The organism is Vibrio penaeicida (genome assembly GCF_030689305.1).
GTDB classification, from domain to species: domain Bacteria; phylum Pseudomonadota; class Gammaproteobacteria; order Enterobacterales; family Vibrionaceae; genus Vibrio; species Vibrio penaeicida_B.
Genome location: NZ_JAUYVM010000004.1, coordinates 87,274 through 114,225, shown reverse-complemented (window position 1 = coordinate 114,225; position 26,952 = coordinate 87,274). Strand labels below are relative to the sequence as shown.

26 protein-coding genes are annotated in these 26,952 nt (G+C 42.9%); 8 read left to right on the top strand and 18 right to left on the bottom strand.

What is annotated here, in order from left to right; translation table 11 throughout:
- Positions 1–65: 65 nt before the first annotated feature.
- The 4 genes from Q8W40_RS08600 to Q8W40_RS08585 all read right to left on the bottom strand — a co-directional run bounded on the left by Q8W40_RS08600 (position 66) and on the right by Q8W40_RS08585 (position 2,705).
- Positions 66–803: an SDR family NAD(P)-dependent oxidoreductase gene (locus Q8W40_RS08600; protein ID WP_305396776.1), complete on the bottom strand. Its 738-nt coding sequence runs from the start codon at positions 801–803 to the stop codon at positions 66–68.
- Positions 804–851: 48 nt separating this feature from the next.
- Positions 852–1,361, bottom strand: coding sequence for a GNAT family N-acetyltransferase (locus Q8W40_RS08595; protein ID WP_370693373.1), 510 nt, complete (start codon positions 1,359–1,361; stop codon positions 852–854).
- Positions 1,362–1,389: 28 nt separating this feature from the next.
- A complete protein-coding gene (locus tag Q8W40_RS08590; RefSeq protein ID WP_305396775.1) occupies positions 1,390–1,884 on the bottom strand; it encodes a GNAT family N-acetyltransferase in 495 nt (164 codons plus the stop codon).
- Between the two features lie 95 nt (positions 1,885–1,979).
- Positions 1,980–2,705 (bottom strand): sulfite exporter TauE/SafE family protein, encoded by a 726-nt coding sequence (locus Q8W40_RS08585; protein WP_305396774.1) that lies wholly within the window; start codon positions 2,703–2,705, stop codon positions 1,980–1,982.
- Between the two features lie 183 nt (positions 2,706–2,888).
- Between Q8W40_RS08585 and tnpA the strand changes: the two genes are divergently transcribed.
- On the top strand, positions 2,889–3,326 hold the full coding sequence (gene tnpA / locus Q8W40_RS08580) for an IS200/IS605 family transposase (protein WP_305396957.1): 438 nt from the start codon (positions 2,889–2,891) through the stop codon (positions 3,324–3,326).
- A gap of 26 nt (positions 3,327–3,352) precedes the next feature.
- On the opposite strand, the gene Q8W40_RS08575 is transcribed toward tnpA, so the two are convergent.
- The 3 genes from Q8W40_RS08575 to Q8W40_RS08565 all read right to left on the bottom strand — a co-directional run bounded on the left by Q8W40_RS08575 (position 3,353) and on the right by Q8W40_RS08565 (position 6,250).
- A complete protein-coding gene (locus Q8W40_RS08575) occupies positions 3,353–3,895 on the bottom strand; it encodes a hypothetical protein (protein ID WP_305396773.1) in 543 nt (180 codons plus the stop codon).
- 127 nt (positions 3,896–4,022) lie between these two features.
- Positions 4,023–5,054 carry an L-threonine 3-dehydrogenase gene (gene tdh, locus Q8W40_RS08570; RefSeq protein ID WP_305396772.1) on the bottom strand — a complete coding sequence of 344 codons (1,032 nt, stop codon included), beginning with the start codon at positions 5,052–5,054 and terminating at the stop codon, positions 4,023–4,025.
- On the bottom strand, positions 5,054–6,250 hold the full coding sequence (locus tag Q8W40_RS08565; RefSeq protein ID WP_305396771.1) for a glycine C-acetyltransferase: 1,197 nt from the start codon (positions 6,248–6,250) through the stop codon (positions 5,054–5,056). Before Q8W40_RS08565 ends, tdh begins: the two co-directional genes overlap by 1 nt.
- 135 nt (positions 6,251–6,385) lie before the next feature.
- On the opposite strand from Q8W40_RS08565, the gene Q8W40_RS08560 reads away from it, so the two are divergent.
- Complete coding sequence (locus Q8W40_RS08560) at positions 6,386–7,297, top strand: LysR family transcriptional regulator (RefSeq protein WP_305396770.1); 912 nt, start codon at positions 6,386–6,388, stop codon at positions 7,295–7,297.
- A 9-nt stretch (positions 7,298–7,306) separates the two neighbouring features.
- On the opposite strand, the gene Q8W40_RS08555 is transcribed toward Q8W40_RS08560, so the two are convergent.
- The gene (locus Q8W40_RS08555; protein WP_305396769.1) at positions 7,307–7,837 is read right to left on the bottom strand and encodes an NADPH-dependent FMN reductase; all 531 of its coding nucleotides are present in this window, start codon (positions 7,835–7,837) and stop codon (positions 7,307–7,309) included.
- Positions 7,838–8,019: 182 nt separating this feature from the next.
- Between Q8W40_RS08555 and Q8W40_RS08550 the strand changes: the two genes are divergently transcribed.
- Both Q8W40_RS08550 and Q8W40_RS08545 read left to right on the top strand, forming a co-directional pair.
- Positions 8,020–8,928: a LysR family transcriptional regulator gene (locus Q8W40_RS08550; protein WP_305396768.1), complete on the top strand. Its 909-nt coding sequence runs from the start codon at positions 8,020–8,022 to the stop codon at positions 8,926–8,928.
- Positions 8,929–9,110: 182 nt separating this feature from the next.
- Positions 9,111–9,449, top strand: coding sequence for a cytosolic protein (locus tag Q8W40_RS08545; protein WP_305396767.1), 339 nt, complete (start codon positions 9,111–9,113; stop codon positions 9,447–9,449).
- Positions 9,450–9,573: 124 nt separating this feature from the next.
- Here Q8W40_RS08545 and Q8W40_RS08540 read toward each other — a convergent pair whose 3' ends face one another.
- The 4 genes from Q8W40_RS08540 to Q8W40_RS08525 all read right to left on the bottom strand — a co-directional run bounded on the left by Q8W40_RS08540 (position 9,574) and on the right by Q8W40_RS08525 (position 14,389).
- On the bottom strand, positions 9,574–11,010 hold the full coding sequence (locus tag Q8W40_RS08540) for a PepSY-associated TM helix domain-containing protein (RefSeq protein ID WP_305396766.1): 1,437 nt from the start codon (positions 11,008–11,010) through the stop codon (positions 9,574–9,576).
- A gap of 141 nt (positions 11,011–11,151) precedes the next feature.
- A complete protein-coding gene (locus Q8W40_RS08535) occupies positions 11,152–11,508 on the bottom strand; it encodes a hypothetical protein (RefSeq protein ID WP_305396765.1) in 357 nt (118 codons plus the stop codon).
- Positions 11,509–11,598: 90 nt separating this feature from the next.
- The gene (locus Q8W40_RS08530) at positions 11,599–13,542 is read right to left on the bottom strand and encodes a putative bifunctional diguanylate cyclase/phosphodiesterase (RefSeq protein ID WP_305396764.1); all 1,944 of its coding nucleotides are present in this window, start codon (positions 13,540–13,542) and stop codon (positions 11,599–11,601) included.
- A gap of 100 nt (positions 13,543–13,642) precedes the next feature.
- Positions 13,643–14,389, bottom strand: coding sequence for a phosphatase (locus Q8W40_RS08525; protein WP_305396763.1), 747 nt, complete (start codon positions 14,387–14,389; stop codon positions 13,643–13,645).
- Positions 14,390–14,728: 339 nt separating this feature from the next.
- On the opposite strand from Q8W40_RS08525, the gene Q8W40_RS08520 reads away from it, so the two are divergent.
- Positions 14,729–17,683 (top strand): HD domain-containing phosphohydrolase, encoded by a 2,955-nt coding sequence (locus Q8W40_RS08520; RefSeq protein ID WP_305396762.1) that lies wholly within the window; start codon positions 14,729–14,731, stop codon positions 17,681–17,683.
- 30 nt (positions 17,684–17,713) lie between these two features.
- Here Q8W40_RS08520 and Q8W40_RS08515 read toward each other — a convergent pair whose 3' ends face one another.
- Entirely contained in the window at positions 17,714–18,751 is a 1,038-nt protein-coding gene (locus Q8W40_RS08515) for a DMT family transporter (RefSeq protein WP_305396761.1), read from the bottom strand.
- A 126-nt stretch (positions 18,752–18,877) separates the two neighbouring features.
- Between Q8W40_RS08515 and Q8W40_RS08510 the strand changes: the two genes are divergently transcribed.
- Positions 18,878–19,771: a LysR substrate-binding domain-containing protein gene (locus Q8W40_RS08510; RefSeq protein ID WP_305396759.1), complete on the top strand. Its 894-nt coding sequence runs from the start codon at positions 18,878–18,880 to the stop codon at positions 19,769–19,771.
- Here the strand turns inward: Q8W40_RS08510 and Q8W40_RS08505 are convergent.
- The 4 genes from Q8W40_RS08505 to Q8W40_RS08490 all read right to left on the bottom strand — a co-directional run bounded on the left by Q8W40_RS08505 (position 19,763) and on the right by Q8W40_RS08490 (position 22,439).
- Positions 19,763–20,077: an AzlD domain-containing protein gene (locus Q8W40_RS08505; RefSeq protein ID WP_101113935.1), complete on the bottom strand. Its 315-nt coding sequence runs from the start codon at positions 20,075–20,077 to the stop codon at positions 19,763–19,765. The genes Q8W40_RS08510 and Q8W40_RS08505 overlap by 9 nt on opposite strands.
- Positions 20,074–20,766: an AzlC family ABC transporter permease gene (locus Q8W40_RS08500; protein WP_305396758.1), complete on the bottom strand. Its 693-nt coding sequence runs from the start codon at positions 20,764–20,766 to the stop codon at positions 20,074–20,076. Before Q8W40_RS08500 ends, Q8W40_RS08505 begins: the two co-directional genes overlap by 4 nt.
- 96 nt (positions 20,767–20,862) lie before the next feature.
- Positions 20,863–21,690 (bottom strand): helix-turn-helix transcriptional regulator, encoded by an 828-nt coding sequence (locus Q8W40_RS08495; protein ID WP_305396757.1) that lies wholly within the window; start codon positions 21,688–21,690, stop codon positions 20,863–20,865.
- Between the two features lie 140 nt (positions 21,691–21,830).
- Positions 21,831–22,439 (bottom strand): histidine phosphatase family protein, encoded by a 609-nt coding sequence (locus Q8W40_RS08490; RefSeq protein ID WP_305396756.1) that lies wholly within the window; start codon positions 22,437–22,439, stop codon positions 21,831–21,833.
- A gap of 283 nt (positions 22,440–22,722) precedes the next feature.
- On the opposite strand from Q8W40_RS08490, the gene Q8W40_RS08485 reads away from it, so the two are divergent.
- A complete protein-coding gene (locus Q8W40_RS08485) occupies positions 22,723–24,513 on the top strand; it encodes a PAS domain S-box protein (protein WP_305396755.1) in 1,791 nt (596 codons plus the stop codon).
- A gap of 267 nt (positions 24,514–24,780) precedes the next feature.
- Positions 24,781–26,040, top strand: a complete 1,260-nt coding sequence (locus Q8W40_RS08480) for a hydroxymethylglutaryl-CoA reductase (protein ID WP_305396754.1) — start codon at positions 24,781–24,783, stop codon at positions 26,038–26,040.
- A 181-nt stretch (positions 26,041–26,221) separates the two neighbouring features.
- On the opposite strand, the gene Q8W40_RS08475 is transcribed toward Q8W40_RS08480, so the two are convergent.
- Positions 26,222–26,869: a hypothetical protein gene (locus Q8W40_RS08475; protein WP_305396753.1), complete on the bottom strand. Its 648-nt coding sequence runs from the start codon at positions 26,867–26,869 to the stop codon at positions 26,222–26,224.
- Positions 26,870–26,952 lie beyond the last annotated feature (83 nt).

Below are 26,952 nucleotides of genomic sequence, written 5' to 3'. Positions count from 1 at the left end.
ATCGCACTCACCAATGCTATACAACAATCTTCAAAATATACCTTATATAACTCTTTAACTCACTACTAACTTAGCGTAATGCCGCCATCCACAACGAGTGTGTGCCCGACAATATAACTTGCCTTATCGGAGAGCAGAAACTCTATCGCATCGGCGACTTCTTCCGTTTTGGCGAATCGTTTCATGGGAACAGCTTGAGATACACTCTCTCTGATATTGGGGTCTGTTTTCGCTCTTTCCTCCCACCGAGGGGTCCAAGTGACACCAGGGGCGACGGCATTGATGCGTATTCCGCGCTCAATATTTTCAATCGCTAAAGAACGCGTTAACCCCTCAATCGCATGTTTAGCCGCGCTGTACATTGAAGCGTTAGGCGTTGGTCTTAACCCATTTATAGAACTCACATTCACTATTGCTGCGCCTTCTGACATTAAATTGAGCTCGCTTTGTAAACAGAGTGCTTGTGCCCAAAAATCGTGATTCAGCGTGTCTTTTAGCTTTTCGGAGTCGACGGTGTGGAATTGCCCAAGAGACCCTATCGCTGGCGACGCATTATTCACAGCAATGTCGAGTTTGCCGTAACGCTGAGCCACATGTCCAAACAACGTTTTTAATGCTGCTTCATCTGAAATATCGGTAACATGGTAATCGACGGCTTCGAGAATTGGGTACTGACGCAAGGATTCATCCCAACCGCTTTTATTTCTTGAGCAAGTTATCACTTGAAAGCCTTGCTCAACGTATCGAAGTACCATCTCTAAACCAATGCCTTTTGAGCCACCAGTTATCAAAGCCGTTTTCATATTCATTCCCTCGTTTCAATGCCAACGTGTCTCACCGCTCTTGTCCTGTTACGACAAAGTTTTTGCGTATATTACGGTGTTATCCAAATTTCCGTTTCTAAGTCTGCGCGTATTTTTCATTGTAGCTTCAAGTTGATAGCCACATCGTTTCGCGACCATCCAACTGCGTTGGTTTGACTCTGCAGCTTTAATTTCAATGCGGTTTGCACCTAGTTCTTCAAAAGCATAAGTTTCAAGTAGCGCAACGGCTTCTGTCATTATACCTTTGCCCGCAGCAGAGGTTCTCAACCAATACCCTATTTCATAAAAAGGCACAGACTGATCTTTAATGATCAATCCTATCGCACCAAGCAGTATTCCTGATTCCTTGCAAATAATGCTGTAACGAACGTCACCAACAAAGTTCTCATACTTTTCTACCGCCTCTCGCGCGCTTTTCGTCGCTTGCTCGAGAGTTAAGGCGTACTGCACCCAAGGAAGATATTCTTCGAGTTCTTTTTTGCTTTCAATTACCGCTTCGAGCATTTTAGGTGCAATCTCGACCGTAGGAGGTACCAACCGAATTCGTCTGTTTTCTATTTGTTACCTATATTTGAACGTTGAACCGTATGAAGTGCATTTCTTTATCTACGTCGATGTTTTTATCTAATGTGTATTTACGCCCTATCGCATTCGTAATTGCCGCTTCCCAAAACGCCAATGCGCCTAAATTTTCAATCAGCACTCTTATCTGCCATTCACCTGGGTAGTGTTTCAAAACTTGTGCGATAGCCTTTTTACCGACGCCTTTTCTTTTGTATTTTCGCAAAACGAAAAACTGTTCAATATCGTAGACACTCACTTTTGTTGGATACTTTCGAACCAGCACAAACCCTGCAATGTCACCATCAACACAGATAAAATACGGTGTGTGATCTTTTTTATTCCAATAAACATCAAAATTAGAATTATTGTAAGTATATAAACCATCTTGATTGGGGTTCCACCCCATGTATTCAGACATGTCGTAGATATAAAGAGGAAAGAGGTTTTCCAGAATATGGCGGGATTTCAGACCTATATTTTTGAGCGATACTTCCATGAAATTCTCTTGAGTTATTCGTAGCTTACGCTAGAAGTATGTATGCAATTGATGTTGCATTAATCAGGGGGAATATGTCAATCGTAATTGTGTACTTATATTAGCGTTAGGAAAGCAACGACGACTATTTTGATTGCCATGGCGGTGAGCAAAATTTTGATCCAAATAATAAGCTTTTCGTTCTTCGCCGCTATTCTTAACTTTGTCCCCACAAATGAACCAAGAATAGAGCCAATCACCATGTAAATAAGAAGTTGAACAGAACCGAAAAGAGAGGTACCTATCACCATAAATACCGGGATTTTGGCTAGATGGCTGATGGTCATGAACATGGAGCTGGTGGCGATTATGTGATCTTTTGATTTTAGTTCTTTTGTTAATACGGAAAGAGACAAAGGCCCTGTAGCCCCAACAATCAAACCCAGCCCTGTTTGGATCATTCCAATCAGGTAATAACTTTCGTATCGGCTAATAAACTTCGAAAATCGTTGGCTCCAAAGATTGAGTAGAATATAGAGCCCGATTCCAACCGGAACATACTCCATCGATATATTCGATAACAAGTACCCAAACAGCGCTACGCCGACCAGTGATCCCATTAAAAATTTGGGAAGTAACGCCCACTGTACGTCTTTTAAAGAGAAGAGCATTCTTGAAGAGTTGCTCGCTAACTGAGTAATACCATGTATGGGGATGATCTGACTGGGTGGCAGAAACGTAGGCAATATGGCGATCAGTAACATCCCTCCCCCAAAACCAATGACACCCGCCATCATTGAGGTGACAAAAGACAAGAGACCTAGTGTGTATTCAATATCCATATAATTACGTCTGTTCGGAACTTAGTTGCGTTTCAGAGCTGTTTGTTTCAAAACCGCTTGTTTTATTGGCTCCTCAAAACCACCGCCTAGGGCGGTGGTGATTGCTCCTTGAGGCTATAGCCTGAAGAAGTGCCCATGTTAGAAGTAACCTCTTATTCACCACAAGTAAGAGGAAACAACCACATGGGCGATTACAGAAGTTCATCACATGTCTATTGGCGTTGCAAATACCATATAGTTTGGACTCCAAAGTACCGATATAAGATCTTGAAAGATAAGGTTGGAAAGGAGCTTTATCGTTCAATCTATATCTTGTGCAATATGAAAGACTGCGAGGTTTTAGAATTAAATGTTCAACCAGATCATGTTCATCTCGTTGTCATTGTTCCTCCCAAGTTATCACTCTCAAGTTTGTTAGGGGTATTAAAGGGTCGAACAGCAATTAGACTCTTCAATAAATTTCCACATATACGTAAGAAACTATGGGGAAATCATTTTTGGGCTAGAGGGTATTTTGTAGATACGGTCGGTGTGAATGAAGAAGTCATTCGACGATATGTACGACATCAAGACAAACAAGACATAGAGTATGAGCAACAACTGCAGTTATTGAAGAACTGATAGCGCGGACGCCCCCTTCTAGGGGGTTATAAAGCAAAACCGCCTTCTAAGAAGGCGGATATTTTTTTTCTCTTAGCCGCAACTTCAAGAGTAATCTTCGCGACGAGCTCATCCACCTTGGTTGATTCATCGATAACGATACCATTTTGTTTATCAATAGACTGTAAAATCACGTTCCTAGCTCGTTTAGGAAACAGCCATATCAGCTTGAGCAAGCTCGGTAGAATAAGAATCTCTGGGCAGTTGTCTGGTAGTTCTGGTCGGGATTTGAAGAGGTATGGAAGATTTCTTTTTAGACAGCGAAGCAAACAAATATGGCGTGGAATATCTAGAAAAACTATAAAATCGGCATTTTCCCTAACCGATTTAGATACCCCTTCAATTATCCAGCTCTTAGGTTGAATCAATCCTTGTTCACCACGAGTTCTTTCTTCTTTTGAAGCCGTTACCCAGCCTTCTTTCCAAACTACCCCGTCCAAGCTAGCAACGGGCAGGTCCAAAGCCTCACCTAACGCTTTTGCGAGCGTCGTTTTTCCTGAACCGGCATTACCCGTTATGTTGATTTTCATAATCTCTTACCTAAATAGAGTAGACGTAACTACCTAATGTTTAGAGCAATATTCATGAGGGATTATATCAATCTAGATATAAAAAATGGCTGCCGAAGCTGCCATTTTTTTGGAACTGTGAGAACGTTTATTCCCAATCAAGGATAACCTTGCCAGACATGCCCGAACGCATAATGTCGAACCCTTTCTGGAAATCATCGATTTTATAGTGGTGCGTGATAATCGGAGTCAAGTCTAATCCAGATTGGATCAAGCTTGCCATCTTGTACCATGTTTCGAACATTTCACGACCATAGATACCTTTGATCACCAAGCCTTTAAATATGACTTGGTTCCAATCGATAGCCATGTTCGATGGTGGAATGCCCAAAAGTGCAATACGACCACCGTGGTTCATTGTTTGAAGCATTGTGCTGAATGCAGCTTGTACACCAGACATTTCAAGCCCGACATCAAACCCTTCTGTCATGCCCAGTTCTTGCATCACGTCTTCAAGCTTTTCTTCAGCTACGTTTACCGCTCGTGTCACGCCCATTTTGCGAGCTAAGTCGAGACGATATTCGTTCACGTCTGTAATCACCACATGGCGAGCACCTACATGCTTTGCCACTGCCGCTGCCATAATGCCAATAGGACCCGCACCAGTAATCAGTACATCTTCACCCACTAAATCGAAAGAAAGTGCTGTGTGTACTGCGTTACCAAACGGGTCAAAGATTGAAGCTAATTCATCTGAGATTTCATCTGGGATTTTGAAGGCATTGAACGCAGGCAATACAAGGTATTCCGAAAAACTGCCCGTACGGTTTACACCCACACCTTCTGTGTTGCGACACAAGTGCGTGCGACCACCACGGCAGTTACGGCAGTGACCACAAGTAATGTGACCTTCACCTGAAACGCGATCGCCTATTTCAAAGCCGCGAACTTCTTGGCCGATTTCGACCACTTCACCCACATACTCATGCCCAACAACCATAGGCACAGGAATCGTTTTTTGCGACCACTCATCCCAGTTGTAAATATGAACATCTGTACCACAGATAGATGTCTTTTTGATTTTGATAAGAATATCGTTATGACCGATCTGAGGTTTCTCCACCTCGGTCATCCAGATGCCTTCTTCTGCTTTTAACTTAGCAAGTGCTTTGATTTTCATTATTTGATGATCTCCATGTCACGGCCTACTTCAATGAAGGCATCAATTGCTCTATCTAGTTGCTCGCGTGAATGCGCTGCCGACATTTGTGTACGAATACGTGCTTGCCCTTTTGGCACAACAGGGAATGAGAATCCGACAACATAAATGCCTTTTTCTAAAGCGCGCTCTGCAAATTCAGCCGCAACCTTTGCATCACCCAGCATGATTGGAATAATGGCATGATCTGCGCCGCCCATTGTAAAACCAGCCGCTTCCATACGCGCGCGGAAATGCGCCGAATTTTCCCAAAGTTGAGTGCGTAAGTCGCCAGATTCGGCAAGAAGATCCAAAACACGGATAGACGCTGAAACAATCGCAGGCGCGACAGAATTAGAGAACAAGTACGGGCGAGAACGTTGACGCAACCAGTCAATCACTTCTTTTTTACCCGATGTGTAACCACCTGACGCACCACCCATCGCTTTACCTAAGGTGCCTGTAATGATGTCAATGCGATCAACAACATTATGGAACTCGTGCGTACCCGCACCATTTTCGCCCATGAAGCCGACGGCGTGAGAATCATCAACCATCACCAACGCTTCATATTTATCTGCAAGATCACAAATAGCAGGCAGGTTAGCCACCACGCCGTCCATAGAGAACACGCCATCAGTAACAATAAGCGTATGACGAGCACCCGCTTCTTTCGCTGCGATAAGCTGCTGTTCTAGCTCATACATGTTGTTGTTTGCGTAGCGGAAACGCATCGCTTTACATAGGCGAACACCATCGATAATGGAAGCGTGGTTCAATGCATCGGAAATGATCGCGTCTTCTTTACCAAGAATGGTTTCAAAGAGCCCGGCATTGGCATCAAAACAAGAGGTGTAAAGAATCGTGTCTTCTTTGCCTAGGAACGTTGATAGTTTTTGTTCTAGTTCTTTATGAGAGTTTTGCGTTCCGCAGATAAAGCGAACAGAAGCCATACCAAAACCATGCTCATCCATGCCGCCTTTCGCTGCTTCGATAAGATCTGGGTGGTTAGCAAGACCAAGATAGTTATTAGCGCAGAAGTTAAGTACTTCTTCACCAGTCGAGATAGAAACCGCTGCTTTTTGAGCAGAAGTAATGATTCTTTCAGATTTATACAACCCTTCGTTTTTTACTTCTTCAATTTGGGTTTGGATTTGCTGATAAAATGCAGAAGACATGTTCTCATTCCTTCATAGTTATTGTTGTACTGCGCACAGTGGTTTTTATTTTAATTGAACTCATTAGCGACTATTATCCCTTACGATGGAAAACCATTAGTGACTCACAGGCACAAATAAGGAACACGTCGCGACATGCTTAATCAAAAACTCATTGCTTTGCTGCCCGATCTCGCTGCTTTTATTTTAGTCGTAAACGAAGGAAGCTTTACCGCAGCTTCGAAGAAACTGAATGTGACCCCTTCTGCATTGAGTAAACTGATTACGCGGCTAGAGCAGGCGCTGGCTGTAAAACTGTTTGAACGAACTACGCGTTCATTGGTGATTACGGAAGCGGGTAAAAAAGTGTATGAGCAGAGTGTCGTAATGGTGAACGCCGCACAGCAAGCGATAGATATATCCGAAGCAGATCACACAGAGTTAGCGGGTAGCATTACAGTCGCTGCGCCAGAAGCCTATTTAAACTCTGTTTTGCAATCGCACATTTTGCCTTTTCTTGAAACCTACCCAGATATACAGTTGAAGCTAAGGGCGGTCGATGGTGATATCGATTTGAGTCAAAATATTGATATCGCGTTTCGTCTCACCGATAAGCCTCATGAGAACCAAGTTCTAAAAGAAATACGCAAAACCAATCTGGTCCTGTGTGCGAGCCCTGAGTATTTATCAAGAAAAGGCACCCCAAATCACCCTACCGATCTTACAGATCATGATTGCCTTTATCTTGCAGAGACCGACAGCGACCACATCTGGGATTTTTTAAAAGATGATGAGTTCTTTGCTGTCGCCGTATCCGGTCGTTACGCCGTTAACCACTCCCAAATGCGACTGGCAGGTGTAAATAGCGGTTTAGGGATAGGAATCTTCCATGATTTTGTGGTGAAAGAGGCGCTAAATGATGGGAGCGTCGTTGAGGTCTTATCAGACTGGACACTGAAAAGTAACTACCATGGTGCCGTTGCCATGCAATACGCGCAAACCAAATACATGCCTGCAAGGCTGCGCGTATTCATCGACTACATCGTGGAAAAGCTTGCAAGTGACTAGCTCCTGTTCCTAATTCGATTGCACCTTTGCCATCAATTCAACCAACGCAGTATTGAGCACCTCATCTTTTACCTTGCCTTGCTCCATGTCGAAGTTATCGAAAAAGCTTGGTAGTGAAAAATCACCAATAACAGAGCCACCAAAGTGAGGGTTTGCACCTACGGCAGTGGCGAGTACATTTTTAGCACCACCCGGACCAGGTGACGTTGCCAAAACGACAACAGGCGTATTCTGGAATAACTTCATATCGACGCGAGATGTCCAGTCGAACAGGTTTTTGTATGCCGCGGTGTATGAGCCATTATGTTCAGCGAATGAAATGACAATGGCATCGGCACTACCCAGCTTTTCATAAAATGCTTTCGCTTCTGCCGGCTGCCCCAGTTCTTTCTCTCTGTCTGTACTAAACAGAGGCATCTCATAATCGTTGATATCCAACACCTCAACGTCAGCGCCATCAATTAGGCTGGATGCATAAGTCACAAGCTGCTTGTTGATAGACTCGCGGCTACTGGTTGCTGCAAATGCGATAATTTTCATATTTATACCTTCCTAATTTTGTTAAACGACAGACGTGGCTTTTAATTCAATCTACCGCTTTTTATGATTCTGTTTTGTATCGATTGATAGATACTTTACATTGATTCTATTTGAAGATTAATAACGTCGTTGTAAAATCATTATTTCCATATAACTCTTAATAACATAATTTAGGGAAGATCATGGCTACCAACACTCAATTACTTGATGGCATGGTTATTTTCGCCGAAGTGGTATCGAAAGGCAGTTTCACCAAAGCAGCGGAAACCACAGGGCATTCTACGTCTTACATCAGCAAAGAAATCAACAAGCTAGAAGAAAGGCTTAGCGCCCGACTGCTACACCGAACTACCAGAACACTAAGCTTAACGCCTGAGGGAGAGTTGTACTACGACCGTTGCCAGCAGTTGATCTTAGATGTGGAGGAATTGGGAGAAACACTGAGTGGGAAAAACGCGACACCAAGAGGTACGCTTAAAATTAGCTGCCCCGTCACCTTTGGCTTGTCTCGGATTAAGCCTGTTTTGGCGAAGTATTCAGAGCAATACCCAAATGTCGATTTGGATATCGACTTAAGTGATCACAAAGTCGACATGATTGCAGAGGGCATTGATATTTCCATTCGAGGTACATCCAGCCAGCTTGAAGATTCAACATTAATCAGCCAGAAAGTAATGACCAGTGATAGCGTCACCTTTGCTTCCCCGACCTATTTAGCCCGATGTGGTACACCTATCCACCCTTCTGAATTAAAAGATCACAAAGCGATCTGTTATAGCTTGATTAAAAATCCCTCTCAATGGACCTATTGGGAGAAAGACGGAACCAAAAAGTCAGTCAGAGTAAAGAGCAAACTTCTAACAAACAGCCCACAACTTGAATTAGCCATGTGTAAAGAGGGGCTCGGTATTACTAGAATGCCTACATTTAACCTAGGCAATGAGCTAGAAACAGGCGAACTGGTCGAATTGTTCAGTGATTACCCCAAAGTACAAATTAACATGTATTTGATTTACCCAAGCCGCAAACACATGTCAGCCAAAGTCTCGAGTTTTATTGATTTCGTGAAACAGGAATTGGCAACATCGTGACACTAAAAAGCTCCCAAGGGAGCTTTAAATAAGCAATACGTATAATCACAAATAACGTGAATCAGGTGACCTATCGAATGTTCGAAAATGTCACAGAGTAACCGCCTTTAGCGACTAAATTTCTACTATGTTCAGCCCCTGATAGTGATAGAATCTCCACATTAAAATTTCTGAGAAACTCTATGTTTATCCATCATGTTAACGGTATCGACTGGCTGGTAATTACAGCTTTTGAAGAACTGAGAACTATGTTTATCGAAGAAGCGGGGGCGATCCCCTCTTATTTCTCTACCACCAGCGAATTGAACCTGATTGCCCAAGCCAAGCGTAGTTATGGATATTTGCCTACATTCAACGGTGTGATCACCGACACTGGCACATTTCAAAGCCAAGATAACGAAGAAGATTTGAACCCTCAGCTTGCCTGCTTAGTTGAAGGACGTGGTCGGGTGTTTATATATCATGGCGGGTTTGTGGCTTTTGTGGATGAAGAACAAACTTTTATTACTCGAATGGCCTGAAAAACAAAACGCCCGATGAAGTGCATCGAGCGTTTGGTTCGTCGATTAAGCTACCCCATATGCGTATGGGTCACTCAATTTGGTATGGTTTGCTACTTCGCTAAGGCGATTTATAACCTATGCGTTACGCAAACCAATTATGCAATTTTGGTGTGGCTTTCATAAGTAATGCATCCAAAATCAGTACGGTGACGATGGTTGCGCCAGCCAGTGGAAAGGCGAACCCGACCAATACCATAGTTGCTGCGCCCAACTTCCAAATTCCGCTTTTTTCAAATGTCGGTGGCGCACCCAGTTTTTTCTTACCCGCTGGGCGGCGTTTCCACCACATAATCACGCCTGTTACACAAACCGCGATAAAAGCTATACAGAAAAACACATTCAATAGCTTGTTGATAATGCTCACTTCACCAGTGTGAAGAGCAATACCCGCTGCCATGAACTTCGCCATCCAGCTGTAATCGTCCCAGGTGACATCCGCCAGAATCGCACCCGAGTACTGATCAATGTGAGTGGTGCGATCTTGAGTTGGGTCGGTAATGTCTCCACTCATGGTATTGGCACCTAGCGTAAATACCCCTGTCTCGCTTTTCGGTAAGTTTAGTTTGTACGTTGTCAGCCCTAACTTGCTGGCGGTTGTGACGACTTCATCAATCGAAACTGTCGAGGCAAACTGAGCTGGATTATCATTTTGATGATCTCCGTGGTCACCATGATGCTCGTGCCCTGTCGACTCTGGTAACGGTGTTTTCTCTAATCCCCAAGGCACTTCTTCTTCAACACCATGGTTTAGGCTTGCGTGTGTTTTATCTGATAGTGGTACATCTGCCCATTTTTGTGCTGGGAAACTGCTCCAAGGTTGTACGAACTTACCACCCCATACGCCAGCCCAAGCAAGCCCAGAAACCAAAAAGAAAAGTAAAACAAGAGACAGCACACCGCCAAGATTGGCGTGAAGATCTCGCATGAAAATCCGTACACCACTTTGTGAACGGATTTTCAGAAACCCTGCTCTTGAAGCGTTATCAGATGGTAGCCAAAGGTATATTCCTGTGACTAAAAGAACGATGGATAGGCTAGCCGAGATTTCAATCAGATAGCTGCCCACATCACCAGCTAACAAAGTGCTGTGTATCTCGTTAGCCAGAGCGTACCAGCTGTCGTCTCGGTTAATCTCACCCAAGATATCCCCATTGTATGGGTTGACCAGAATAAGGCGGTTGGAACCGCTATCCAATCTCACGTTAAAGCGATTTGGCGCGGTATCCGATGCCGCTGGAATGAACTGAGTCACCGTCGCGTTGTCATATTCTTGCTTAACCAAAGCGAGTTGCTCAGATACAGCTATACGTGAGTCGGCCGGTTCCACGACCAGAATCTCGCCGTGGCGAATGCTTTCTAATTCGTCATCAAATAGCATGACAATGCCAGTCAAAGACAGCATCAACATAAACGGGATGACAAATAACCCTGCGTAAAAATGCCATCTCCAAGTAAGAAAGTAGAGGTACTTTGAACGTGCAAAGTCCTTTGGTTGAGCGGTTTGAGTGCTTCCCAACATAATAATTTCCTTTATAAAAGCTAAAGACACTCCGTTCCGCCGTGTTTTTATTAGGTTCTAAGCTTTTCTTGAGCTAAGCATGACAAGAACCAAAAACACAGGCATACGAGTGCTTGTTATTTTTGTATTAAGTGTGTTTGTTCAGGAAATAGAAATGGGTGGAGCACGAGGTATTTGCCATTGATAACGCACGTTTAGAGCCAAAAAAACGTATTGGCTTTCAATAGCAAAACTTAAAAGTTGGAAGATCGGTGTAGTTGGAAGATGGCTGTGATGAAAGGTGGAATAATGGCTAAAAGGACAAGGCTTACCACTGTGGGTTTTAACCTCTTGTCCTTCTTCCACTTGAACCAGTTCGAAGCCGTTAACCGTACAAAGCATCGCCCATACACCGGCATTGCTGCCATGTGCATTGATAACAGGCATAAGCGTTACCAGCACCCAACTTAGGGCGCAGGCAAATAGCATGCTTTTGTTCATTGGAGAACGGCGGTTCATAACCCTTCCTTATCTATTGGCAGGCAGGGTATCTTGTATTTATAAAACTTTCAAAGGTACAGAGTGCTTACTCAACAGCGATCACACTGATCATGGTAAGAATTTGTAATTTGTGAGCAATAATTCTTCTATCTCTTCCAAAAGCAATGGTTTGGCGTATAAAAACCCTTGAATGTTGCTGCAACCCAGCTCTCTCACTTGAGCCAGTTCCGAGGTGTTTTCTACCCCTTCTGCAATGACATCCATTCCTAAGTTTTTAGCCAATTCAATAATGGTACGAGTGATTATTTGCTTGTCTTTGTGCATGTGTATTTGGGTCACAAACGAGCGGTCTACTTTCAGTTTACTAATGGGATAATGCGACAAGTAAGCGAGGTTTGAATAACCTGTTCCAAAGTCGTCGACACTTAGGCTTAAACCCAATTCTCGAAACTTTTGAAGTGTGCTGATCAAACGATCTTCGTCTTTCATCAATATGGATTCGGTCAGTTCCAATTCCAAAAGGTTTGCAGGAACACCTGTTTCTTTGAGCAGGGATTCCACTTCGCAAAGCAGGTTATGATGGTAAAATTGAATGCCTGAAACATTGACGGAAATGGGTTTGCAGTCGATGCCCTTTTCTTTCCAATCAACCAATTGATTCAAAACAACCTTGATGACATACAAGCCGATTTCTGAAATCAAACCAGACTGTTCAGCAAAAGGGATAAAATCCGCGGGTCCAATTTCCCCTTTCTCAGGATCTTGCCAGCGTATCAACGCTTCCATTGCTTTGATTTCGCCTGTATCACTGTCGATCATTGGCTGATAGCGTAAAAACAACTCTTGGTTGTCAATCGCGCGGCGCAGTCGTTTTTCCATCGTCCAGTGCTTGAGTGTCATCCCCTCAAAACGGGATGAGAACACCTGAGCTCGGCGCTTACCTGATATTTTTGCTTGGTACATGGCTATGTCTGCATTGCGCAGCAATTCTGTAGACGTATCACCGTGGGCGGGATAAACCGCCAGCCCTATAGACGCGGAAAAATTAAACTCATAGTTGTCTACCTGAAATGTCATACCAACCTGATCCAACAAATGACGACCTAGCACTTGAGTTTTTTCATGGTCAAAGTCTTCTTTCACCACCACCACAAATTCATCTCCACTGTGGCGATAAACTTCTCCTCGCTCTCCAATGGCTTGTTTTAACTGATTGGCAGCGGCTTTCAAAGCGGAATCTCCTGCGGCATGCCCAATCGAATCGTTCACAATTTTGAAGTTGTCCAAATCGACAAACGCGACAGTAAAACGAGAGCCTGACGCGATAAGTTCATCTAAATCGTTCTCTAATGAATAACGGTTTTTTACGAGGGTTAACATGTCGTAATGTGCGAGAAAGGCGAGCTTTTCTTCGGCTTGTTTTCTTTCGCTAATATCTCTGGCAGTACCAGCTGTGCCTACGACGTTGCCTTCCTTAACAACGGGAACTTTAATGAGTTCGATCCAAGAGCGCGTGCCATCCACCGACGTTGCTAAAAACTCGTGCCGAATTGGAGAAAGAGACTTCATGACTTCTTCGTCGTCTTCACGGTATTGAACCGCATCTTCATAGCGCGATAGGTCGAAATCTGTTTTGCCAATTAGCGCTTCGTAGTTAACGCCAAAGGCTCGTTGAAATTCCGCGTTTACGGCGAGAAAGCGGCCTTCAGTATCTTTTATCCACGCTAGATCTGGAATGCTATTCAGAAGGGTTTGATATCGGTTAGTTCGATCATTGAGAACTTGGTTTAGCTCACGCAGTGAGACGTTTTCATTTTCAGAGTCCGCAAGTTGCTTTTCAAGTTCGACCAATTTCTTACTGGTTGAAATAACGTGAAAATGAACCAGTTGAAGGAAGGCGAATAAGGTTAAAAATAGTGCTAAGCCAGTGGTAACGATAGCCTCGGGAAATGTAAAAATGACCGCAAGGCAAATCACCAAGATTAATATCGTACTTAAGAGCCAAAACAATTTACGATCTTGTACTGCCCGAGCAATGTGCAATGGTAGCATCTCTACCCCCAACCGACTAACAGAGAGCTGTACAGTATAAATTAATTGGCGCGAAAAAAGTCACTTTTTGATAGTTTTATGAACAAAGCTGAGTATTTAATCAGTAAAACATTGAATAATCGTTAATTATTTTTCTTCCACGTAGCGCAAGAAATTGCAGAAACTGCTCTGGAGAGTGTGTTATCACTTTCTCTTCAGAAATTCCGGAACGGTCAATTAACTCTGCCGCTAAATCGAGATTCCCGACATCCAAACAAAAATGCGCATCAGAACCAGTAGTGATAAATGCGTCTTTTTTCTTCGCAATGCTGGCAATTTCAGCACATCGCTCCACGCTGCCAGCACGGCTGTTCCCTTTTAAGGAAGTATTGTTGATTTCTATGGCTACATTATTTTCTACCGCACACTGAATAACAGCTTCAAAATCAAAATCGTAGTTAGGGTTACCCAAATGTCCTAGGGCATCTACCCTTCCCGATACGATGATATTGATAAGCGCTTCAGTGTGTGTAGCCTTATCAATAGGCTTAAAAACAGCTTCATGAAAACTTGCAATTACCCAATCTAAGTTTTTATCAACGGAGAGCGGGATATCAATTTCCCCTTCCCTGTTCATAATATTCGACTCTACACCGCGAATAATGGCAACGCCTTCAATAAACCGTGGAAGCACACGCTGATTACTGAAAAACCAGTAATGTGGCGCGCCGGGCATAGACTCTGAATGATCGGTTGTGCAAAACATCGCTAAGCCACGCTCTTTGGCAGATTTAGCATTTTCGATAAGCGTGCTATAGGCGTGCCCACTGGCGTAGGTATGCGTATGTGTATCGACAAGTAGCTTCATTTATGGGTAACTCGCTAATATAGGTAACTCGTTAATGATGTGGGGAAAATCATACCAGTTCTTTAAGTTGAATCCAGATGCCTAACAAAATGCGTCATTGTGTGACATCGTTTCCGAAAGCACGAAGAGATCTAGCTCAAACATTCCAACATATATGCATAAACAACTATTTCTTAAGCTTGCATATAAAACAACCTCTACGATACTTATTTGGTATCAGTTACAACACCTTAAAAAATAATAGAGACGATACAGCTCAACTATATACTCACCTGAGCCCTTGCACTATTGGCTCAGTTTTACATCGCATTTTGTCAGTTTGCTGCATGGTGAAAAAGTATGATCAAGCACCGCTATCCTCTTAGCATTCATATTACTAGTCTCTTTATGGCACTCGCTACCATTATTGGAAGTGTTTTAATCGCAATAAGCTATTACCACTCCCAAGAATTGTTGCAAGGCTCTGCTAAAGAATTGAGTAATGAAAACAGTGTAAAACTGGAAACGTTATTTAGGGAACAAGTTGCGCCCGTTTTAACGACGTTAGATTTTATGGCGATGAGTAGTTTCATTCGCCACCAACGCGACTCCGTTGAAAAAGGGGGATGGCTAGATTCGCTGGAAATGATCTTCCAAAGAAATATGAGTTTAGTCGCGCTTTACTATGGCTCTGAAAACGGTGATTTTACGTTATACCGACCTTTATATAATCCTAAAACCGCGAAGCAATTCAACGCGCCTTCCGGCAGCGAAATATTGTTTCGCACTACAAACGTTGAAGGTAGAAATGAATCCATGTTCTTGGATGGTGATAGCCAAGTGGTGTCCGCGTCTATCCGTTACGATAACCAGTACGACCCGCGTAATCGCCCTTGGTATAGCCACGCTTCCGATGACGGGCAAATCCACTTAACGGAACCCTACTATTTCTACTGGTTAAAAGATATCGGCGTCACTTTTGTTCGAAAAACAGCAAACTTAGAATTTGTTGTTGCTGCCGATTTTTCATTAGGTGGTCTTAATAACAGCATCAGTGAACTTGCTTATGATTCAAAAAGCCAATTGCTGCTTTTTGACAGTGCGTTGAGACCCTTGGCATCGCATCATATGAAAACCCCACCGAGTGCGACAAATAATTCACATTTAAGCGTTCAACTCGAGAACACGGTTTTTTCTGATCTAAACCTTCGTACCACGCTGGGCTATCAATACCATACGATGACACATGAAGGTATCGATTGGTCTGTCACTTTAACGCCTGTAGAGCTAACCGATAACGTTAACTTATGGCTTGCTGAAGCAACTCCACAAGACGCGCTGCTCGCCAACCTGTATTCAATGCGAGATAAGCAAGTCTCAGTGGCTGTACTGATGTTGCTAGGGTGTTTTATCATCGTTTGGTACATAGCAAAGCGTATCGCTAGCCCATTGCACAATTTGTATAAGCAGACAGACAATATACGTCGGTTTGAATTCACTAAGACACGCTACCCAAAAAGCTTAATTAAAGAAGTGAATGACCTCACCCAATCTGTCGAACTTATGGAGCATACACTCCATGATTTGCTCAAATTGCTCCATGAAACAGCCAGTAACCGAGACTTCTCATTGCTCGCGAAAAACATCACCTATCAAAGTTACATTGTTACTAAAGCGGAAACTATCGTCCTTTCCGTATGGAACAAATCGACGAAAAAATTTGATGAAAGCGTTAACCAAGCCATTATCCCCTTAAAGATTAATATCAATCTTTTATTGGATAATGCACCAGACGTTTGCAAGAAACTTAGAGAAGGTAAAATAGTTCATTTGTCCAAAGATGACCCTGTAATGAAGCCTTATATGGTGTATTTCTATAACTCGGATCTTTACCTGTTTCCGTTACTTAATCGCGACAAAAGTTTGGTAGGTATTCTGACACTTGGCTACGAACGACCAGTAACAGAAGCGCAAAAGGAAAAGCACGATTTCTTACGAGAGTTGCTCTCCTTTGCTGCGATTGCAAAAGAAAACATCGATCAAATTCAACAACAAAAAGACATGTTAAATGCTTTCATCGAACTTTTAGCATCCGCGATCGATACCAAATCGCCTTACACTGGTAAGCACTGTCAACGTGTTCCGGCGCTTGCTGAAATGCTCACACAAGCTGTTGTTGACGATAAAGGACGTTTTGCCGACTTCTCAATGTCTGAAAAAGAGTGGGAAGAATTACACCTAGGTGCTTGGCTACACGACTGCGGTAAGATAATCACACCAGAGTATGTGGTTGATAAGGCAACCAAACTCGAAACCATTTACGACCGAATTCATGAAGTTCGTATGCGATTCGAATTGCTTAAACAAACCGCTCACACACAATATTGGAAAGGCATTAGCGCAGGGCTAGACAAAGCACAGCTTAAGAAAGAGCTGGATGAAGAACTACAAGCGCTGGATCAGGATTTTGAATTCATAGCTGAATGCAATGTTGGAAGCGAGTACATGAATGATGAAAAACTCGCCCGCATTAAAGAGATAAGCAAACGTCAGTGGAAGAGAACCATCAGTGATAGGCTTGGTATTTCTTGGTTGGAAAAAAAGCGTTGCGACCCAGCGTCAGCGTTGCCCATAATGGAATCGATATTGTCAGATAAACAAGTCCATTGCATTCCTTGGGCACAAGGATTCAACCCGAAAAAGATGTGGAAGGAAAACTTCACGCTCACACCAGGTGAATATCATTATAACCGCGGTGAACTTTACAACTTGTCTATCCGAGCGGGAACGTTAACAGACGAAGAAAGATTCATCATAAATGACCACATTATCCAAACTATCGACATGCTCGATCGATTGCCTTATCCAGAATATCTGCAGAACGTTCCTGAAATTGCAGGTGGGCACCATGAAAGAATGGATGGAACTGGCTACCCTCGTGGCCTAAATGCAGGAGAGCTCTCAGTGCCAGCGCGAGCAATGGCAATAGCTGATATTTTTGAAGCGCTGACAGCGAGTGACCGACCATACAAAAAGGCAAAAAGCTTAAAAGAATCACTCTCTATTATGACGAAGCTTGCCACATCTGGTCATATCGACACTGAGTTATATTTGTTGTTTTTACAGCAAGGGGTTTATATGAAATACGCTAAAGCTTACTTGCAAGAAGAACAAATTGTTGAGGTTGATATCAACGCGCATATGACGGAGGTTCTGATACACCTTTCTAAATTGGCTTATAAATCTGAAGGCTCAGATCCGAGTGCGTTAGCTAATTCAAATCCAGCAAACAACTCAACCAAAATTAAATCTTAAGCTTTTATGAGGGCGACCTAAGCCCTCTCTTTACTGTAGGTCCATTCTATGCGCCGCTTTCAAATACATATGGTAAGTGGCGCGTACACTTTTTAGCAACGAAACCCAATGAGTCAATAACGTCGTTTTCAATACACAAATTAGCTTTAATGAACAGATCAACTTAAACGAGCTATTCAACTTTAACACCAGCTCCTTTAGCGTATTTAAAGCGCTAGCCAAGACAATCAAGAGCACCCCTACAATTTTGTGTTCATCCAACATTTCGTCGAACAAAGTCACCTGCCAGATACAAGTGAAAATCAAATTGGTGTATATAAGTGGCGCTAACTGTGAGCCTGTATCAACCAGTTGGTAGGCTTTGGCTCGAAAAACCTGCGTGTTAACAATCAGTAGTGCCAGCACGCCTAACATCATCCAGATAAATTCATGTTCTTCTGGCATCGACAAAATCAACTTGTCCGCGTCACTCGGCTCAACAACAAACGTTAGAGGTAGCAACATGAGAAAGGCAAGGAGGAAAGACCAAGCATTGAGAGAAATCGCTGTCATCGTTCCCTTGGTTGCGCGAAACAAAGCCAACTGAGATCCCGCACCTAGTACCCCTGCCCCAAGCCCTAGCAACAGTTCCCATTTGAAACTGAAGTTAGAAAGATCGCCAGCCAGAGCAATAACACCCGCTAACATAACCACCAAACGTACGATGTTAATAGCCGAAAATTTCACTTTAAAAATGAGGCGCTCTAAAACTGGAATGAAAAGTGGACCAGTGCTGAAAAGCACCACGGATTCCACCAGAGTCAATGATTGCATCGACATAAGGAAACACAGCTGACATGCTGCAATACAAAAGGATCGAATAAGCAAAGATGTCCACATTTTTCGATGTGGTAACACAAACCGACTCAAGAACATCATCAAGAACAATATAATAGCGGGAAAGAGAAACCTGAGCGTACTGAGTAACTGGACACTAAAGCTTTCTGTAAGAAATTTTGAAAACACACCATTCAAAGAAAGGCTAAAAGTAGACGCGAGCATAAAAACAATAGGTTTAGATAACTTCATAAATATCTCCTGTTTGAGTGCATTTTAAAACTCAACAAGAGATAGGAATAACGATTTAATCTTACGTCACTTGTAAGTTAAACTTACATATACCCAATCAAAAGAACGATGAGGCTAGGTTTTACCATGCCACCATTTAAATCAATTTATACGTTTATTGCCGTTGCTCGCTACGAGAGCATGACTCAGGCAGCCGACTACCTTAATGTCAGCCATTCAGCGGTGAGCCAAGCGATAAAATCCTTGGAAAACTATTTGGATGTAGCTCTATTTATTCGAGTTGGAAGAGCGGTAACGTTAAGTGAGCAAGGTCAAAAATACTATCAACAGGTCTCACCCGCCTTTGAAGAAATTGCTGATGCTACTGAAAAACTAAAAACATCCCCTGATGATGGTCGGCTAACCATAAACATGGTAGCGTCTCTCGCATTACATTGGTGGATACCACGAGTTGAATCTTTTCAAGAAGCCAATGCGCTGCTTGATGCGAGGATATCGAACCTCAATAGTACGTTTGATTTGCAAAAAGAAGGGGTCGACCTTGCCATTATTCAAGGTCAAGAAAAGCACTGGCAAGACTACTTTTGTCATAAGTTACTCGATGATGAACTCGTTATGATTGCGCACCCAGACATCGCACTGGCTTATTCCACTCAATCCCCACAAGACGTAACCGATTTACTTAACCATATTCCTGCCATATTCGTGTCTAACGATAGAAGAAAAGACGACTGGAAATTTTGGGCAAGTAACCAAAATATTTCGCAGCCAAAAAAAGAAAACAACCTCACATTTAGCACTTCCGTTCAGGCCATTCATGCATGCCGGAGAAAACTCGGAGTTCTGGTTACGCATAAACTCTTTGTGGCAGACGACCTTCAACATGGATTGCTCGCTCAAATCGGCAATAGCGTAACGCATCCAACAAATACGTTTTTCTATGCATGCCACCCTTCAAGTCTAAGATCTGAAAGCGTGAAATCTCTGCGGAAATGGTTAGAGCAAGAGTTCTTAAAATAGGAAATGCTTCAGAATTAGAAAAACACAAACACCGACTAACGTTGTGGTAAGCACATTTTTTGTTTTCCATGCGATAAAACAAGATAACAAGGCTGCCCAAATATAAGGGCTAGAAAGAGATACTTGGAGCTCGCCTTCTGGTGCAAATACTATCGGCGAAAGAATAGCGGTAAGCACAGCTGGGCTTGCGTAGCTGAGTAAGCGATGAAATTGGTGGTTTAATCTAAGTGGCAACTTGGGTTCTAAAAAGAGGTAGCGACTAAAGAAAACCACGGATGCCATTGCAAATATATAAAGATAGATCATGCCTTGCCTTTAAACCTTTCACAAAAATAACCACTTAGCATGGCCAAAATACTCGCAATCACCAAGCCTCCTTCGACTTGTTGCCAAGCAAATAACACGGAGAACACTAGAGCCACAATAACCGAAACCAAAACCGCAGTGTTTTTTATAGTAGGGACAACAATCCCAATAAACGTCGCTGCGACGGCAAACTCCAACCCGAGCTCACTTAAATTTGGAATCGTCGCGCCTGCGATAATGCCCACCAGTGTTGCTAGATTCCAAATAAGATAAAAACTAAATCCTGCCCCAAATGCATACCACGGTTTAAATTGATTTGGCGTCTGGTTTCCACAAAACGCAAACAATTCATCCGTTAACAGAAACCCTAATACAAACCGCCATTTGAAAGGTAACGGGCTGATTTTGTCTCGCATGGCAACACTGTATAGAAAGTGGCGAGATGTAATGAAGAACACCGTTAACACAAGAGCACCTAGTGTTGCCCCTGCTTTTATCATGCCCATTGCAACCAACTGGGCCGCTCCTGCAAACAAAATAAGAGAAAAGGCTTGCCCTTCTAACGCGGTTAAACCACTGTCTATCGCAAATGAGCCAGCCAATATACCCCAAGGCACCACAGCAATGCTCAGTGGCATCATCTTTAAGGAGCCTTGAATAAACAGTTTGGATCGGGATTCTGATATCATTGATATTCCTAATGTACTTATCTCTATAAATGCGGAGGGTTTTTGTTGCGACAGTTTCTAAAAACGAGAGTTGATGTTAACTCAGATCCGATGACGTTAAGCAGCTTTGGCATACTGCATGGGTGTCACCCCTAAAGCTGATTTAAAATGTCGGTGAAAATGACTTTGGTCGTGAAAGCCTAAATCATTTGCAATGTCGGCCACTTTCATCCCAGCACGTAACCATTTTTTCGCCACTCTTAGCCTAGCCTGCAACTGATAGGCATGTGGCGGTATCCCATAAGCCTTTTTAAACTCGCGAGCGAAATGATACGTGCTTAAATGTGCCATAGAGGCTAATTCTTCTAACGAGACGTTTGCCTGCGGTAAGTCATCCAAAAACTCTTTGGCGATTTGCATATTGTTCTTTGCAACACCTGGCAATTTTGAGTCTGGGCAAGTCTTCCCGTGACGAAGTACCAAGGCGAGTAATGTTTGATACAGACAAGTTTCGCGAGTTAGCCGATTACGGCTACGTTTTAAAACCGAAAACAGTGACCGAAACTGATTGGCTAATAGTGGATCGTAAACCACTGGATCAGGGAAAAACGGAGCACCGCATAGAGGTTGACCGATCAACTCAAAATGTTCCGGTAAAGGATACATGGCTTGATAAGACCAACCGCCTTCACTCGCTGAATGTCCATTATGAAGTTCATCGGCGTTAACCAATATAATGCTGTCGCTTGGTGCAATATGATACCCACTGCCGCGGTAGAATCGTTGAGCACCTGTTTCGATAACACCAACCGTATAGCCTTCGTGGCTATGACAAGAAAAGTTTTGCTTTTCAAAGCAAGCGTCGAGCAGCTCCAAGCCACCCAATTCCTGAGCGATGTTGTAATTCGCTATTTCTTTCGCTTTTTTTGAACGCTTTGCTGGCATAACGATCCCTGTTACTACCCTATCAAATTAAGATACGGATTATAGTGCTTACTAGAACTAGATAAGTTAACGGCAATGAGCTGGTTAAAATTGTACAATATTGCTCACTTAGCTATCTGCCTGAAAGCAGTGCAATTTCGTCACTTGTTCCAAGTAATATCGCAGAATTTCTCCACGCGCCACTTGCCACTCTCAAAGCACAAAATAGATTTACTCAAGTTATGGGCAAACGGTTCTTGCCAAATATCTTTTGGTGCCATATCCAACAAAGCCGTAACTATCGTTTTTATCCAACCAGCATGGGAGACAATTACAAGAGTTTGATTGGGACATTCTGTCGCAATATCCTCAAGGGCTTGTAACCCTCTAACCTTTACCTGCTCAAACGATTCACCTGTATCCGATTCATAAAGATCAGGGCGATTCCAGAAGGCGGTATATCTTTCATTATCATTTGTATTGACGTGTTCTGTGGTTTGCCCTTCCCAACTGCCAAGATTTATCTCTCGTAGACCTTCCATAGTTTTGATTAGATTAGTATCGAGACCAGTCAGTAAGCTCGCAGTGTGAACCGCTCGACCGCTTGTAGAAGCCCATACAGAGTCTACCTGAACATTGTCTAATTTGGGTTTCGCTAATTGAGCTTGTTCAATTCCTAATTCTGTTAAGGGGGAATCTTCATGCCCTTGCAGTTTTTGCTCAAGATTCCATTGTGTTTGCCCATGCCTAAATAAATGTATTCTTGTCATCCTTTCCTCCACCTATCAAATGCTGTTTATGTCCGATTACGTTGAAACAACGCAAAAGATCTCAGATTACTTGGATATATTAACAAGACAATCGCATCTATTCATATCTCTAACTTTTAGCCGTCAAACTGTACTAGGTATAAGCACAACGTTTGGTAAGTGTTTTGGGCTCTATAATGAAAAAATTGTTCTAAATTGGAACAACTGAGAATAGCCGTCTAGACTCAAATAAAATAATAAATACTGGCAGCACAACGTCGACAACTAAGATTGGGATCGAGCAATGGGACTATTTTCAATTTTAAATGGAAAGAGCCAAAACAGTGGAAACGTAAGTAACCAGATTATCGACAATGCACTGGATGCCATTGTTTCCATAGATAAAAATAATAAGGTTTTCTATTTTAATCATGCAGCCGAAAAGCTGTGGGGATACTCAGAAAAAGAAGTTATCGGCAAAAATGTTAAGATGCTGGTACCACAACAATTTCAACCTGACCATGACGATTACGTAAATAAAAATCGAACGACAGGGCAAAATGTCATTGTTGGTACATCAAGAAAGCTAGAGCTGATAAGAAAAGATGGCAGCAAGGTTTGGGTGAGCTTAGCGCTCTCTAAAACCAAGTTACCAGATGGAATTGGCTACTCTGCTTTTGTTAAAGACATTTCAGAAGAAGTTAACGCGCAACAACGTATAGAGCAAGTCCTTGCTCAGTCGGTCAACGCTGTTGTTTCTATAGACGGGCAAAACTGCATCACATACCTAAATCCAGCTGCCGAGCGCTTGTGGGGTTATACACAAGAAGAGGTACTTGGAAAAAATGTAAAAATGCTTGTTCCACGAGAACTTAGAGACAAGCACGACTCACTCGTGAATGCCAACCGAGATACCCGCATCGATAAGATCGTCGGTACCAGCCGAGACGTTGAAATCGAAACAAAAGATGGTCGACGAATTTGGGCAAACCTCTCTCTATCAAGAATTGAATTAAATGGTGAAGTTGGATACACCGCGTTTGCGCGCGACATTACTCAAGAAAAAGCCGCCAAAGAACAGATGGAACAAGTGCTTTATCAAGCCATTGATGCGGTTGTCACCATCGACAAAGACAATATCGTGACCTTTTTCAACCCTTCAGCAGAAACTTTGTGGGGTTACAAAAGCGCAGAAGTTATTGGAAAAAACGTAAAGATGCTCGTACCAAAGATTCATCAACCACGTCATGATGAATACGTAAATACAAACCGACGCACGGGTAAAGATAAAATTGTCGGCTCTAGCCGAGAACTTTTAATGGAACGAAAAGATGGCATGGAAATATGGGTTAGCTTCTCCCTTTCCAAAATCGAAGTAGGTGGTGAAATCGCTTACACCGCGTTTGTGCGAGACATTACGGAAGAACGCACTGCAAAAGAAACCATCAATCAAACCCTGTCTCAAGCACTTGATGCAGTCATTACCATTGATGAACGTGGAACGGTTAGTTTCTTTAACAAAGCTGCAGAAGCACTATGGGGATACAAGCCGGAAGACGTTATAGGTAAAAACGTTAAAATGCTGGTTCCAGTGGAGCTTCAGGCGAATCACGATGGTTTCATTCAGCGCAACATCAATACTGGTGAAAATAAAATTGTTGGTACAAGCCGTGAAGTTCCGATTAACCGACCGGATGGAAAAGAAGCGTGGGGGCTGCTTTCTCTTTCCAAAGTCAGCCTTGATGGTAAAACCATTTACACGGCATTTATCAAAGATATTTCTTCAGAAGTTAAACAGCGTAACGGCATGAAAGAAATCATGGATCGTGTTGGGACATCAAGTAATGAAATCTCAGAAATCGCCAAGGTCATCGATGGCATATCAGATCAAACCAACCTACTCGCTTTAAATGCCGCCATTGAAGCAGCGCGCGCAGGCGAACATGGGCGTGGGTTTGCGGTCGTTGCAGATGAAGTAAGGCAGTTGGCTTCTAGGTCTTCTGAATCCACCAATGAAATAAATCGCCTCAGTGATGATACGCAAAAACTCTTAACAGAATTGGCTAATGTATTGAAGCTAAAAACTGGTGAGTAACAAAATTGTTAGCAGTTAAACATCAAGAGGCGCAGCTCGCGCCTCTTTTTAATTCAACTGATTACACCCAACCTTCTAAATATTTTTGCTGCGGTTTACACTGCTTGGTTGAACACAAAACGTATAAAACTCGCACAAAGTTAATCGGTAGATGGTCAATAAACCCTTATAATCCGACTTTGATATTGTAAGTTTCGATGACTCTTTCTTGTTTTATCTGCCTTCACGGGTAAAATCTTTAACAAAATATAATTACATACTTCACTCATGCCAAAACTGAATGCACTAGAAAGTACAGAGCATTACTCCATTCAAGAACAGTGTTCTTTAGGACAAATAGATACAAAGCTTGCTCCAGATAATAGCCCGCCAGTCCTCGCACTGCCGCGTTCGCCTTTCCTAACAGACAAAGCTATTGAAAGCCGTTGGAATAGTATAGGAAAACCAGACGTGCGTGATGCATTGCTCGACTCAAGCACGCACAAGCAAAGAAAAGCGTACAGCAAGAATATTGAGAACTTTATCGGTTCCGTCAAAGTTCCATTGGGCGTCGCGGGTCCGTTGCGTGTTAATGGGTTATTTGCTAACGAGGATTTTCTTGTTCCACTTGCTACCACGGAAGCCGCGCTTGTTGCGTCTTACCATAGAGGGTGCCAATTGATTACTGCATCGGGCGGTGCATCTGCCATGTTAATCAATGAAGGGGTTACCCGCACGCCAGCATTCATGTTTGAAAGCCTTGCCATGGCCGGTCAATTTGTTGGGTGGGCAACCAGCCAATACGAGACTTTTAAAACGCTGGCGGAATCCACTACTCGACACGGAAAACTGAAAGACATCAGTATCACTATCGAAAGTAACCAGGTATTTTTGGTATTTGAATTTCTTACAGGTGATGCATCAGGTCAGAACATGGTGACCATAGCGACGAATGCTGTTTTTGAGTTTATCTTAAAACATTCCCCAATTACGCCTAATCACGCCATTCTTGATGGCAACCTATCCGGGGACAAAAAGGCCAACGCTCACACTATGCGAAGCGTGCGAGGGAAGAAAGTCTCTGCGGAAGTGCATATTCCACGAAAATTGGTCAAGGAGTTCTTGCACACAACACCGGAAGACATGGTCAAATTCGGTCAAATAACCACCTCTGGTGCACTCTTAAGCGGCTCTATTGGCGTTAACGCTCATTTTGCCAATGCTCTTGCTGCACTTTATATCGCCTGTGGGCAGGATGCAGCGTGTGTCGCTGAATCTGCCGTTGGTATGTCTCGTATGACGATAAAAGATGATGGCGACTTGTATGCTAGCGTAACGCTTCCAAATCTAATGCTTGGAACCGTTGGTGGTGGCACAGGGCTTCCATCACAAAAAGCCTGTCTCGATATTATGGGGTTGAGTGGTTCTGGCAAAGCGAGAGCACTTGCAGAAGTATGTGCATCACTTTGTTTGGCCGGAGAGTTATCGATTGTTGGTGCCTTCTGTTCAGGACACTTCACAAAAGCACACAGTAAGCTGTCACGCTAATTCGACTTCGAAGACTTAAGCCCACTTCAAAAAGTACATATCAAAAATGCATTTAAAAAACCGCCTAACTCATCAGAGTTAAGCGGCTTTTTTGAATCTAGCTTTATTGAATCTAGCTTTATTGAACTTAGCTTTGTTGAACTTAGCTGTTTTGAAGTGATAAGACGTACAGCCTAGTCATCTAGAAAAAATGCCCATTGATATGGGTTCGATTGCCTTCCGCTATTAGGGATTCCCTATAGAAGCTCAGAACTTTAGCATTCACAAAAATAATGCTTACCAAGATCAACATACAATAAAGAGGCCAGCCAAGTAGAATCCCCATCAAATGGACCTGCTCTGCTGGTGCGGAAAGCGTAAAATAAAACAGCGCCGCTTTTGCTGCAAAGCTCGTTATCCACATCGCACTGATTTTTTGCCACATCCTCAGGTATTCATCAGGAAACTGGCGGTTTAATGCCTTCAAATGATCGTAAGTGGCTTCTGCAAGTAGCATGGGTAACGGAAAACGAAGAAACGAAAATACCAACATTATCAAACCAATTTGCAACGCACTGGCCATTAATGAAAATTGTGGAAACGATTCTAAAAGCGTTACAGGAACATGTAACGACACCATCCATTCTATTAGCCCAAACAGAGCAAAAAAGAAAGCAACAATGCTCTTTCGAGTCGAGTAAATAGAAACGAAACATCCGTAAGCAGATAAAATTAAGATGCACCAGAACATTCCGAATAAATGCACTAGCGAGTAATACAGAATTGCGGGCACCAGCAGGACTAATACATTTTCCTGACTTATGATGCTCGGTTTGACGAGCCTGTTCATATTGTCTTCCCTGACCAACGTTTTTATATATAAAAATACGTTTGGAGTTCTTTCCTGTCTTAGCCGCAGGTTATGATTTTTCC